The 13,057-nt window shown below is 43.1% G+C and carries 11 protein-coding genes; 7 read left to right on the top strand and 4 right to left on the bottom strand.

Annotated elements, in window-relative coordinates; all coding sequences use genetic code 11:
• The first annotated feature begins 58 nt into the window (after window positions 1–58).
• Window positions 59–2,044 carry a DNA topoisomerase III gene (locus BCU57_RS10085; protein WP_102437443.1) on the top strand — a complete coding sequence of 662 codons (1,986 nt, stop codon included), beginning with the start codon at window positions 59–61 and terminating at the stop codon, window positions 2,042–2,044.
• A gap of 284 nt (window positions 2,045–2,328) precedes the next feature.
• Here BCU57_RS10085 and BCU57_RS10080 read toward each other — a convergent pair whose 3' ends face one another.
• On the bottom strand, window positions 2,329–3,627 hold the full coding sequence (locus BCU57_RS10080; protein WP_102437441.1) for an alpha/beta fold hydrolase: 1,299 nt from the start codon (window positions 3,625–3,627) through the stop codon (window positions 2,329–2,331).
• Between the two features lie 269 nt (window positions 3,628–3,896).
• Between BCU57_RS10080 and BCU57_RS10075 the strand changes: the two genes are divergently transcribed.
• From BCU57_RS10075 to BCU57_RS10050, 6 genes are all read left to right on the top strand, one after another.
• The gene (locus BCU57_RS10075) at window positions 3,897–4,541 is read left to right on the top strand and encodes an MBL fold metallo-hydrolase (protein ID WP_102437439.1); all 645 of its coding nucleotides are present in this window, start codon (window positions 3,897–3,899) and stop codon (window positions 4,539–4,541) included.
• Window positions 4,542–4,886: 345 nt separating this feature from the next.
• On the top strand, window positions 4,887–5,930 hold the full coding sequence (locus tag BCU57_RS10070) for an XdhC family protein (protein ID WP_102437437.1): 1,044 nt from the start codon (window positions 4,887–4,889) through the stop codon (window positions 5,928–5,930).
• Window positions 5,930–6,562 (top strand): nucleotidyltransferase family protein, encoded by a 633-nt coding sequence (locus BCU57_RS10065; protein WP_102437435.1) that lies wholly within the window; start codon window positions 5,930–5,932, stop codon window positions 6,560–6,562. The genes BCU57_RS10070 and BCU57_RS10065 overlap by 1 nt, the downstream gene beginning before the upstream one ends.
• A gap of 3 nt (window positions 6,563–6,565) precedes the next feature.
• Window positions 6,566–7,030: a (2Fe-2S)-binding protein gene (locus BCU57_RS10060; protein ID WP_102437434.1), complete on the top strand. Its 465-nt coding sequence runs from the start codon at window positions 6,566–6,568 to the stop codon at window positions 7,028–7,030.
• Between the two features lie 2 nt (window positions 7,031–7,032).
• Window positions 7,033–9,276, top strand: a complete 2,244-nt coding sequence (locus BCU57_RS10055; RefSeq protein ID WP_102437433.1) for a xanthine dehydrogenase family protein molybdopterin-binding subunit — start codon at window positions 7,033–7,035, stop codon at window positions 9,274–9,276.
• Between the two features lie 295 nt (window positions 9,277–9,571).
• Window positions 9,572–11,068 (top strand): pepsin-like aspartic protease, encoded by a 1,497-nt coding sequence (locus BCU57_RS10050; RefSeq protein WP_102437432.1) that lies wholly within the window; start codon window positions 9,572–9,574, stop codon window positions 11,066–11,068.
• Between the two features lie 293 nt (window positions 11,069–11,361).
• Here the strand turns inward: BCU57_RS10050 and xthA are convergent, their stop codons facing one another.
• From xthA to BCU57_RS10035, 3 genes are read right to left on the bottom strand one after another with little or no spacing between them, the layout of a single operon-like run.
• Window positions 11,362–12,171: an exodeoxyribonuclease III gene (gene xthA / locus BCU57_RS10045; protein WP_102437430.1), complete on the bottom strand. Its 810-nt coding sequence runs from the start codon at window positions 12,169–12,171 to the stop codon at window positions 11,362–11,364.
• The gene (locus tag BCU57_RS10040; protein ID WP_102437429.1) at window positions 12,171–12,470 is read right to left on the bottom strand and encodes a YciI family protein; all 300 of its coding nucleotides are present in this window, start codon (window positions 12,468–12,470) and stop codon (window positions 12,171–12,173) included. The genes xthA and BCU57_RS10040 overlap by 1 nt, the downstream gene beginning before the upstream one ends.
• Before the next feature lie 18 nt (window positions 12,471–12,488).
• Window positions 12,489–13,034, bottom strand: a complete 546-nt coding sequence (locus BCU57_RS10035) for a septation protein A (RefSeq protein ID WP_076537104.1) — start codon at window positions 13,032–13,034, stop codon at window positions 12,489–12,491.
• Window positions 13,035–13,057 lie beyond the last annotated feature (23 nt).

Genomic DNA, 13,057 nt, shown 5'->3' with positions numbered 1-13,057 from the left:
TGCTATTCGCTAAATTACACTGTAATTTCATACAGTGTTTTAAAAGTCTAATAAATCTATGATCCTCTATATTGCTGAAAAACCCAGTCTAGGCCGTGCAATTGCCGATGTATTACCAAAGCCCCATAAAAAAGGTGATGGTTTTATCATGAGCGCCAATGGGGATTGCGTGTCTTGGTGTATAGGGCATTTGTTAGAGCAAGCAGAACCTGATGTCTATGATCCCGCTTTTAAATCATGGCAATTAGCCCATTTACCCATAGTTCCGAGTAAATGGCAGTTAAAACCTAAAACTAATACCCGCTCACAGTTGAGCATCTTAAAAAAGCTCATCAAACAAGCATCGAGTTTAGTTAATGCTGGCGATCCTGATAGAGAAGGGCAGCTGCTGGTGGATGAAGTCATTTCCTATGCAGGTGTAAAGGCCGACAAGATTGCTCAAACCCAGCGTTTACTTATTAGCGATCTTAACCCTTCGGCGGTAAAACGCGCCTTAGGGCAATTGCGCACTAATAAAGAGTTTGTCCCCTTATCTACCTCAGCCTTAGCCCGCAGCCGCGCAGATTGGCTATATGGCATGAATATGACCCGCGCTTATACCATTCAAGGCAAAAAAGTAGGTTATCAGGGCGTATTGTCGGTTGGCCGCGTGCAAACACCGGTACTGGGGTTAGTGGTAAGGCGAGATGAAGACATTGCCAATTTTCAGCCCAAAGCTTTTTATGAAGTATTGGCGCATTTACTGACCGATAACCAAGAAGGCTTTTCGGCTAAGTGGAAACCCAGTGAAGCATGTCAGCCATATATGGATGAAGAGGGGCGAGTGCTCGCCAAAGGCTTAGCTGAAAATGTGGTGGGACGGATAACTAACAAGCCAGCTGAAGTGACCAAGCTTGAATCAAAAAATAAGCGTCAGCCCCCCCCATTGCCTTATAGTTTATCCAGCCTGCAAATAGATGCCGCCAAACGCTTTGGCATGAGCGCTAAAGAGGTACTTGATACCTGTCAGAGTCTATATGAAAGGCATAAATTAATTACCTATCCGCGCTCAGATAGTCGCTATTTACCTGCTGAGCAACATGGCCTTGCACCCCAAGTCATTCGCGCAGTATTAAGTAATGATGCCGGTTTAACCGCTAAAGCAGATAAACCTAATGCCAAGCTAAAGTCCAAAGCCTGGAATGACAGTAAAGTTGATGCTCACCACGCGATAATTCCCACTGAAAAAACCACTAATTTGGCAAACTTATCAGCCAAAGAATCACAGCTATATTCTCATATTGCACGGCAGTATTTAGCCCAGTTTTACCCCGCCTATACTTATGATGAAACCCAAGTTGAAGTGACCATTGCGGGTGGCTTATTCACCACTAAAGCTAAGCAAGAACTGTCATTAGGTTGGAAATGTTTATTTGCGAAAATGCAGGGTAAAGATAATGCAGATGGCAGTGATGATGAAAATTTAGCGACTTTGCCGCCACTGAAAAAAGGTCAACAACTCCATTGTGAGCGTGGCGAATTGCTTGAAAAAACCACTCAAGCGCCAAAACATTTTACAGATGCGACCTTGCTTGGCGCCATGACGGGTATCAATCGCTATGTCACTAACCCTGAAGTGAAGAAGATCCTAAAAGACACCGATGGCTTGGGCACCGAGGCAACCCGAGCAGGCATTATTGAATTACTGTTTAATCGCGGTTACTTATTAAGGCAGGGTAAATCAATCATTGCCACCCCAGTTGGCGTTGGCTTGATCCATTCATTACCAGAAACAGCCACCACACCGGATATGACTGCGCTGTGGGAAAGTAGCCTTGATGCCATAAGTCAAAAGCAGCTTAGGTATGATGCCTTTATGGAGCCATTGTTAGCGCAATTACAGCAACTGATTGAGCAAGCTTCAAATCAATTACCTACAGCTCTTGAGGGCATTAAAGGGCCTGGCTATAAAAAACGCCGCGCCAGTAGTGGCTATAAGCGCAAAGGTGCAGCAAGCAAAACCTCTACGGCTAAAACTTCCCGTAAGCGCAGCTCGAGTAAATAAGCCGATAAAAGAGAGTTTGTATGAATAAATCATGGGATACAGGTATTGCATCGCTCGCACTCGATTGTTCTTAAAGGCAATAGCGGAATTTTAGGCAAAAAAAATGAGTAAACCGAATTAGGGTTTACTCATAAAAATTCACTAGTTCACAACATAAAGGGCGGAACAGGTTAGATTATGGCCGAACTTACTTAACTGAAAATTAATTTAATCTGTCGACGTGCTGTGGAGTGTGATCGACTTCAATATTAATCAATTTAAAACTGAACATTAAATTACATTTGTTATCGAATGCTATCCTTTCGGCTCAATGAAATGAGTTTATCTAAAATATGCTCACCATCCATACGAATGCCATTATGCTCATATTCTGATGTTAGCCAATAGCTGAGGTTATTCACTAGCTGCGCAGTTTCAAGGCTGTAATTCATATCAACATACATATCTTCACTGTAAATAGCCGCAGTGACCGGGACGGTGTTTTGCAGTAACACGTCCACATCGTATAAATTGCTCCAATCTGATTTTTGCGCAATTAATTCTGCCACCTCTTTGAGAGGCTTTAACTGATTAAATTGTTCAAAGAACCATGGATAAATCATTTCGCCAGTAAACAGTAAGCGCTGCCCTTGTTGATAATTGAATTTAGGGAACTGCTCTCTGACTCTATGGGCTGACCAATTAGCCCCTTGTTGATGAAACTGCTGGCAATAGATCGATTCATGCAATAACGCGAAAATTGGGTTGGTGTTGTAATCCAAAAATTGACTAAATTGATGCAAAAATAGCGGGTTTATTGTGCGACCTTGGGCAGTATCGATCATGGCTTGCTCAAGTAAGTAATAGAGGGCTTCAGGGCCTTGCTCCATACCTATATTAACCCCGAGCAGCTGTAGCATCTCAACGGTGAGTTTTTCGCCTGTGGCAAGGTAAACGTCATTATCAGCAATATAGTCAGCCAGTTCTGCTGTTAATGACTCAGCATCTTTGAAACGATGATAAAAATCAGCGTTTTTGGCAAGTACCCGTTTATAGGTTGCTTGATAGACGTCATCTGCTTGACGGGTTAATGATGGAATACCACCTGTGATAAAGGCTTCAGTTAGTGCTTGTGGCGCTGCGCTTAAATAGCGTAAAACACAAAAGCCGCCAAAACTTTGGCCTAAAATACTCCATGGCTGATTATTTGCTAATTGAGCTCTAATTACTTCAGCATCTCGAACAATGTTATCGGCTCTAAAGTGGCACACATAATCGGCTTGTTCTTGCGCGGTTAAATGCGCCAGTGTGGCGCTATTTAGTAAGCTTGAAAGACCGGTGCCGCGCTGATCAAGCAACAGCACTCGATATTCTTTTAGGGCGCGTTTTATCCAGCCACTATTCTCAACAGGGCGCACTGCACCAAAGCCCGGTCCACCTTGAAAATACACTAAATAGGGTAAGGATAAATCTTGGTTTTCTGTACTGACGATTTCCCGAACAAAAATTGATAATTGCTCACCTTCGGGCTGCTGATAATCTAATGGAACGCTAAAAAAGTGTTTTGTGGAAACGATCCCAGAAAGAATACTGTCAATTTGCATGGTGTGCCTGTGAAAATAGGATTCAGAAAGGTAGTATTGTATGAAGGTTAGTCCTTGGTCACAATGAAAATATGATGCTAATTAAATGAAGTGGTGATGTTAAATTATTCATTTGTTTGGGCAGCGATGCAAGCTCAGTAAAAATGCTTGTGTTCAAACCAACTAATTGGTTTTATTTTTTGATTCTTATAGATAGATCAAACATTTTATTAAGCTTTAACGCATAATAACTTGGTCGCGATAATTTTCTCAATTTGAGGATAGAAGTAATGAAGTACCAAATCATTCCAGTCACCCCGTTTCAACAAAATTGTAGTGTTATTTGGTGTGAAAAAACCAAACTGGCAGCCGTTGTCGATCCCGGTGGTGACATTGAACGTATTATTACTGAAGTTAATAAGTTAGGTCTGAGCTTAGAAAAAATCTTATTAACCCATGGTCATATTGATCATGTTGGCGGCGCGAAAACACTGGCTAATCAGCTTAATATTCCTATCATTGGCCCACATATCGCTGACCAATTTTGGCTACAAGGGCTAGCAAAGCAAAGCCAGAACTTTGGTTTTGCGCATGTTGACTCGTTTGAGCCTAGCCAATATTTAAATGAAGGCGATGAAGTGACCATTGGCGAAGAGCGTTTATCGGTGGTGCATTGTCCCGGTCATACTCCAGGACATGTGGTGTTTCACTCTAATAAATCAAACCTTGCATGGGTTGGTGATGTGCTATTTAGAAGCTCCATTGGCCGCACTGATTTTCCGCAATCGGACCATCAACAACTTATCCATTCTATTACTCAAAAATTATGGCCTCTAGGGGAAAAAGTCAGCTTCATTCCAGGTCATGGCCCTATGTCGACTTTTGAAGAAGAGCGTCAGCATAATCCATTTGTTGCTGATCAATTATTGGGCTAGGCTCAAGCATATTTTTCAGCTGCTGGCTATATTTTGCGGTGGCTTACGCAGCAAGCTAGCACTTACTGTAATGTAAAATACACTGCTAGCCCAATTGGCATAAACCGTTACATTTTATCTTACATCAGCTTCACATCCCTTAAACCAGCGAGTAGCCTGACTTGCTGGTTCAAACATAGTTATTCCTGCCCTTAAATTAATACAGTTAATACTTTGTTAAGTGCCATAAGGCTTTGCATTGTTTAGCGGCTTTGCTAGCTTATAGTCACTTAAAGCACTTATGCTGCTTTGATTAATTACTGCTGAGCGGTGTTTTCATATCAATCAGCATGCTGGCAGGGACTCATGGCACATCATTTATTATCATTGTTAGACACTTGGGCTGAAAAACCGCAACAAGACTGGACCTTAGCAGTCATCACTTCTGTTGAAGGTTCTTCATACCGAAAACCTGGCGCCATTATGTTGTTTGACCCTTTGGGGAAAACCTTAGGCATGTTAAGTGGTGGCTGCTTGGAAGCAGACTTACGTCGTCACGCACAAAAGTCCATACAAACCCAGCAAGTTCAGCAATTAACCTATGACGCCACTGATGAAAATGACACCAGTTACCAACTAGGTTGTGGTGGTTTGGTCAACATTATGATGGTGCCGCTATTAGGTGATAATCATTACCTCGGCTTAGCCGAGTTACATCACCAGCTGACGCTAGGTAAAAAAGGCTCGTACCAATTATCGATAGTTGAGCATCATAGCCATGCTGGCCAAGTCGTAGGTAAGTTCGTTGCTGATGACATAGCTTACAAGCAAACTGCAGCAGACATTATTACTGGTATTGTTACTGACGTGAGTTCTGACAATAACCTCAACTTGTTACGTATCCCAGTCAGAAGCCCATTTCATTTAGGGGTGTTTGGTGGCGGGTTGGATGCACAGCCTTTGGTGGCTATGGCGCAGCAGCTTGACTGGCAAGTCAGCGTATTTGATAGTCGCTCTGCGTATGCAAGAGGCTATGATTTTCCAGATGCTAAGATTTGTAAAAAACCACTAACGCAGATAGATTTGTTAGAAATACAACACCTTGATGCGGCCGTAGTTATGAATCATAACTTGGATATGGACGCTGCAGCATTAAGCCTATTGCAAGGAACAAACCTCGCTTATATCGCGCTTTTAGGGCCAACTCATCGAAGAGATAAGGTGTTGCAAAAATGTCAGCTTTCAACTGATGATTTTAGTGGCTTTTTCTCAGCCCCTGCAGGGCTGGCATTAGGCGGAGAGCTACCAAGTTCTGTGGCCTTAAGTATCTTGTCTCAATGCCACGGGGTATTACATCACGGACTTAAGCGGCAAGGTGAGTTAAGTAATCTTGATAAGGTCATGCTTTGATGAATTTATTTTCTACTCCCCCTAATGTGGTCTCCGTGATGTTAGCCGCAGGGGGTAGTACTCGCTTTAATGGGACAAAACTTGCCACAACGTTAAGCGCTGATAATAACGCGCAAAGCCTAATTCAACAGAGTTATGCAATATTGAGTAAGGCGACAACCGAGTTAGATCTATCGCCTCCAGTTTTGGTACTTGGCGGCCATAAAGACCTACTTAGCCCATTACTCGCCAATGACATTGAGATATTAACCAATCAAAACTGGCAATCAGGTTTGGCAAGTTCAGTGGCTATGGCGGCAAGTTATGCCCAATCACAACAGGTTGATGCATTACTACTGACATTAGCAGATCAAGTTGCCATCTCTCATTCAGATTATTTAAGCCTGTATGGGCTTTTTTGCCAATTTGGTAAAACCACTGCGGCTTATTACCAGCAAAGCCCCGGTGTACCAGCCATCTTTCTCGCCAGTGACTTTGAAGCATTACAGCAACTTGAAGGCGACAGTGGTGCGAAAAAAATATTAACACGACATTTAGAACAGCAACAATTGACTGTTTTGCCATTAGCGCAAGCGGCAATTGATATTGATACTCAAACCGATCTCAAGCAGTGGTTGGTCAACAAGGAGTAAGTTATGACACAACAAACACAAACGTTGCAGGTAAATGGCAAAAATTTTAGCCTTGATGCCGACCCGAATATGCCCATTTTATGGGCGCTGCGCGATATCTTAGGCTTAACTGGGACTAAGTTTGGTTGCGGCGCTGGCTTATGCGGCGCTTGCACTATTCACCTTGATGGCAAACCGGTTAGAGGCTGCCTGACCAGTATTAAGCAAGCAGCAGGTAAGCAAATTACCACCATTGAAGGCCTTGAAGCTGACAAGTTAAAAGCGGCTTGGGTTGAACATAACGTACCGCAATGCGGTTATTGCCAAGCAGGGCAGTTAATGTCTGCAGCGGCATTATTAACCACGACAGCTAATCCAACAGAAGCACAAATTGATCAAGCGATGACCGGTAATATTTGTCGTTGCGGCACCTATCCACGTATTAAGGCAGCTATTTTTACTGCTGCTAACAGCAAAGCGGAGGCGTAATTATGACTACCTTTACCGCCGTAGAAAATATGAGTCGCCGTGGGGTGTTGAAGTTATTTGGCGCCGTAGGAGGTGGTTTAGCCCTTGGAGCATCTGGGCTTGCTTGGAGCCCAATGGCCATGGCAGAAGGCAAACAAGCGCAGCTAAACTTGTTTATTGCCATTGGTGAAGACAATAAAGTGTATTTGACCTGTCACCGCTCTGAAATGGGCCAAGGGATCAGAACGGGTATTCCTCAAGTATTAGCAGATGAGTTAGAAGCTGACTGGGAACAAATCGTCGTCGTGCAAGGTCTCGCTAACGAAGAGTTTGGCAGTCAAAATACCGATGGCAGTCGCAGTATACGTAAGCATTATCAGCGAATGCGTCAAATGGGTGCTACTGCCCGAGTCATGCTTGAGCAAGCTGCTGCGAATGAGTGGAAAGTACCGCCATCGCAAGTGTATGCCAAGGCGGGTAAAGTCCATGACAAGTCCTCCTCAAAGTCGTTAAGTTTTGGCGATTTAGCGCTTGCAGCAAGTGTATTAACTACGCCAGCACTTGATAATGTGACTTTAAAGCCTGCGTCAAAATTTACCCACATTGGTAAATCTCCCGCAATTGTTGATATGGACGACATGATCAGCGGTAAAGCGGTGTTTGGTTATGATATTAAGGTTGAAGGCATGGTTTACGCCTCAATCACTCGCCCGCCAGTTTTAGGCAGCGATGTTGCCTCAATTGATGACAGTGCAGCAAGGGCGGTTGCAGGAGTGCTAGATGTTATTCAAATTCCTATTGCTAAAGGCGCGCCGTTATTTCAAGCCCTTGGCGGGGTAGCTGTTATTGCGAGTAACACCTGGAGCGCAATTCAAGGTCGAAAAGCATTAAAAGTAACTTGGACCGAATCAGCTAATAGCCGTTATGACTCTGATGCAGATTTAGCTCAGCTAGTGACTCGGGTTGGCCAACCTGGACAAGTTATTCGCCAATTGGGTGACAGTGTTACTGATTGGAATAAAGATAATAGCTTATCAGCGGTGTACACAGTGCCGTATCTCACCCATGCGATGATGGAGCCACCTGTAGCGGTCGCTTCAGTAACCAAAGAAGGTTGCGAGCTGTGGGCGTCAACTCAAACGCCCCAAAGCACTCAGAAAAATGTTGCCGGCACTTTAGGGCTTAAAGACGAGCAAGTTAAAGTCAATGTCACCCTACTTGGTGGTGGTTTTGGACGTAAATCTAAGCCCGACTTTAGTGTAGAAGCGGCGATATTATCTAAGCAACTGAATAAACCAGTAAAAGTCAGCTGGAGCCGTGAAGATGAAATTCAAAATGGCTATTACCATGCAATTAGCGCTCAGTATTATCAAGCTAAGTTAGATAGCAACAAAGTGCCGCAGGCGTTACTGGCTCGCAGTGGTTTCCCGTCTATTAGTTCAACCTTTGCTGAAGGCGTTGATATGCCATCGGCTGGCGAATTGGACCTGGGCTTTTCCGATATGCCGTTTAATTTACCTCAAATTCAATTAGAGTCAGTGAAAGCCACGGCTCACTCTCGTATCGGTTGGATGCGCTCTGTGTGTAATATTCAACACGGTTTTGGGATCGGTAGCTTTGTCGATGAACTGGCGGTCAATGCAGGTAAACCTTGCATTGCAATGTGGCGTGAGCTGCTCGGTACGCCACGCTATGAAAAGCTTGAGAACCAAATCGTCAAATACGGTAACTATGGTGAAACCTTAGATGATTTTCCCATCGATATTGGTCGTTTTCTTGGTGTTATCGATGCGGTAGAAAAAGCGATGGCGAAACACCCTAAAGTCAAAGACGGTCAAGGCTGGGGTTTTGCAGTACATCGTAGCTTTGTCAGCTACGTGGCGGTTGCGACATTAGTTGAAGTTAACGGCGATAACCTCAAGGTTTTAAAGAGTATCGCCGCCATTGATGCGGGTACAGTGGTTAACCCTGATAGAGCGCACTCGCAAACAGAAGGTGCGGTTATATTTGGTTTAAGCCTCGCGATGATGGGCGAGATTAGCTACAAAGACGGTAAAGTGGAGCAATCAAACTTCCATAACTATCGGTTATTACGAATGGGGCAATCACCTGAAATTGAAACCATTGTCGTGGCATCAAGCGCAAAACCCGCTGGTGTGGGTGAGCCCGGTGTGCCGCCTGTGGCGCCAAGTTTAACCAATGCGATTTTTGCTGCTACCGGTAAGCGCTATCGTGATTTACCACTGAATAAAGTGTTAAAAATGTAACTTTAGCCAGCAAGTTTAAACGCCCAAATTGGTGATAGAATTTGGGCGTTTTTTTGTAAGTATTTTTAATAATAAAGTATAAATAACACTGAAATTTGCAAGACCAGCACAGGCTTTATTGAAGTGAGCACATATTCGATTTAGAAGGTCAACAGTGACGCTTTTTGTAAAAAGGGGCCATGCTAATGTTTTGGCTAAGAGTTAATTAAAACAAGTAAGGTAATTTTATTTAATATAAGCTAAAGCTAAATTATCGATTTTAAAAGTAAATCTCAACAGCACAGGACTGCGACACATGACAGCAACACATCCATTGGCCTTACCTCTCATCAATATTTATGCAAAAGGCGGTTACACAGTAAAGTTACATATTGGCAGTCAACAAACGGAAGTGAACTTAATTGTTGATTCAGGTAGTAGCACATTAGTTGTCGGTCAAGTCGCTTATCACCCCGAAGATGATACAGATTTAACGGCCACCAGTTTTGCTCAGGAAGTGACTTACGGTATCGGTGGTTGGGACGGACCTGTCATAAATACGAATGTCACCATAGGCAATGATACATTTTCATTTACTTTGAATCCGTGTCCTGTAGCAGTGGTGTCTTCGCTGGCACAACGCAAAACATTTGGCGAAGCCAATGGTATTTTAGGCCTAGCTTACTATCAACTGAATTCAAGCTATGACCTGCATGATTATTTAGTTGAACGTAATGTTTCCCCGCCAGTTACCTATCCTTGGCCATTTTCAGAAGAGGATTCGGTTTGCCCAAATGATACTCATCACCACACTGATGAACATCAGCACTTTAGTAGCAATGATTTAACCCGCTTTAAGGCTTTTTTAAAAACTCAGCCAGAGCAGGATATTTTGCCGTATTTTACCCAGTTAGAAACTCAAGGATTATGTGCAAACAAGTTCGCTTTTTACTCTCAGCGATCCAGTGTGCATGTGGCAAGTGCAACGCCATCAAAAGCATCACTTGCTGCAGATCCTTTAAATCAGGGCTGGTTAATTCTTGGTGGTGGCAAAGAGCAAACACACTTATATCAAGGTCAATTCAAGCACATAAAGGTTGAACATAACGTACACTACAATATCACCTTAGTTGGGATTAAAGTGGGTGACTTTGCGCAAATTAATGCCGCCGATCTTAAACCTGAATTTGCCTACTACTTAACCAATGCAATTATCGATACCGGCACTAGCGGTATCATGTTAACCGATGTGTTATTCGAGGGGTTAAAGCAGAACTTACACACACTGACTCAAACTGTAGCGGCGTCCAAACCAAACAAACACACTGGCATTCCACAGGATTTTTTAAGCTTAATTGCGCCTTTTACCGACCTTGCAGCACAAGAAGTGGGGATCGATGCCGAATTACTGGATTTAACGCAGTGGCCAGATATTGAGTTTATTTTTGCGGGTCATTCTGAGTGTGATGGTCATGGCGGTGCGCCAGCTTCTCATACTCACTCTCAAACTCATACTCAAACCAATAGTCACCAACCAGAACCCATCACATTAACTTGCAAGCCCCATGATTACTGGCAACTTAATAGTCCTTTACAAGGTAAAGCGTGTTTCAAAATTATTGGCAAGTTACCTCAGTGGGGTAATCAGTCATTAATTGGCTTACCGCTACTCAACAATTACTACGTTATTTTTGATCGGGAGGAGCATAAAACTGGAGTGATTCGTTTTGCAGAGCAAGTACCCTTTGAATCAAAACTGGTGCAAGGGGCAGCCAAACATCAGCTATCAGTATCAACGGGTGCGGTTAAATGAATTACAGCTTTAACACTCAACGCCTGTCGATGCGATTAATACAGCAAGGCGATTTTGACATATTTGTGCAGCTTTACATGCCATGTATCAAGCTAAGAAATCTGGCCGAAACAAAGTTTGTGCATCAACTGAAACTTATGCTGATTAATCTAGGCATCAATAAAGCCACCTTGGTCATTTAAAGCGAGGCAGTTATCAAAAAGCCTAACTACTATATACTCAAGGTGTAGTTAGGCTTTTTAGGACAAGACATAGGAATGCCAACCTTAAGGTTTTACATTCGCATCAGAAAACTAGTCTGAAAAAGTACTCCAAATCGGGGCGTGATCTGATGGTTTTTCAATAGCGCGTAAATCGTAATCTACGTCTGATTCAGTCAGCCTTGGCAACATAGATTTGGTCACCATCACCACATCAATACGTAAACCGCGGTTATCCACAAAGCCCTTACTGCGATAATCAAACCAAGAATAACGCTCAGTGCGATCTGGGTGTAATTCACGGAAACTATCAACAAAGCCCCAGTCTTTTAATGTCGCTAACCATTCACGTTCTTCAGGTTGAAAACTGCACTTACCGCTTTTAAGCCAACGCTTGGCGTTCACTTCACCAATACCAATATCTAAATCAATCGGTGAAATATTAATATCACCAATAATCGCGATATCTTCATCTGGGGTGTGGTTGTCAGCTAAATGCTGCATTAAGTCTTGGTAGAATTTGCGTTTAGCAGGGTATTTAGTCTCATGGCTGATGTTCTCCCCTTGTGGGAAATAGCCATTTATCACAGTTAGAATACGGCCATTAGCTTGAGTAAACTTACCCATGATCATCCGGCGTTGGGCATCTTCTGCATCGCTACTAAAACCTTTAATGACTTCAACAGGTTCAGCTTTTGACAGCATAGCCACACCGTAATGGGCTTTACCACCGTGATAATGTACGTGATAACCCATTGCTTCAACGTCAGCGATTGGAAATGCTTCATCGTGGACTTTGGTTTCTTGCAGGCCAATAACATCAGGCTGGTGGCTGTCGATTAACGCTTGCAGCTGATGCAAACGTGCTCGAATACCATTAATGTTAAATGAGACTATTTTCATTAAACCAGTACTCTTTTAAATGGCTTAACGATAACTTTTTCATAAACGCCCGCTGCAATATACGGGTCTTCATCTGCCCAAGCTTGTGCAGCGACTAATGACTCAAAATCAGCAACTACTAACGAACCGGTAAAGCCTGCTTCACCAGGATTTTCGTTATCAATAGCAGGATGAGGGCCTGCAACAAGCAAACGACCTTCGCCAGCCAATGCTTCTAGGCGCGCTAAATGAGCAGGGCGGACAGCCATGCGCTTTTCTAAACTGTTTTCAACATCTTGTGACGAAATCATGTACCACATAAGTAAGTTTCCTTAAGTTTATTTTGCTTGTTCAGACTCATCATGTTCCATATGTTTATACAGATACACAACGGTAATAACAGTATTGACCAGTGTTAATGCACTTAAGCCAAAGACTTTAAAGTTGACCCAGGTTTCTAGCGGCAAACTGAAGGCAACATAGATATTAGCCAAACCACAGGCAACAAAGAAGGTAACCCAATACCAAGTGACGTTGGCCCAAATGTTATCAGCACACTTCATTTCTTTGCCAAGCATGCTTTTTAAAATTGGCTTGCCAATTAACTGGCTGACAAGTAATGCGATGGCGAAGAAGGCATAGACTATGGTGACTTTCCATTTAATGAATGCGTCATCATGGAACACTAAGGTTAAGGTGCCGAAAAAGGTCACCATGGCAAAGGTGATTAAATGCATTTTTTCGACTTGTTTATAGAGCAAATAAGTCACGATAAGCTGCACGGCTGTGGCAGCAATTAGCGCACCTGTTGCAGTATAAATATCATAAAATTTATAGACGGTAAAAAAGATAACCAATGGCAGAAAATCAAGCAGTTGTTTCATTAGATGCAATAACCTAAAAGTAA

The organism is Shewanella sp. 10N.286.48.B5 (assembly GCF_002874355.2).
Taxonomy (GTDB): domain Bacteria; phylum Pseudomonadota; class Gammaproteobacteria; order Enterobacterales; family Shewanellaceae; genus Shewanella.
The sequence above is the reverse complement of the archived record's forward strand: the minus strand, read 5'-3'. Positions and strand labels throughout refer to the sequence as shown.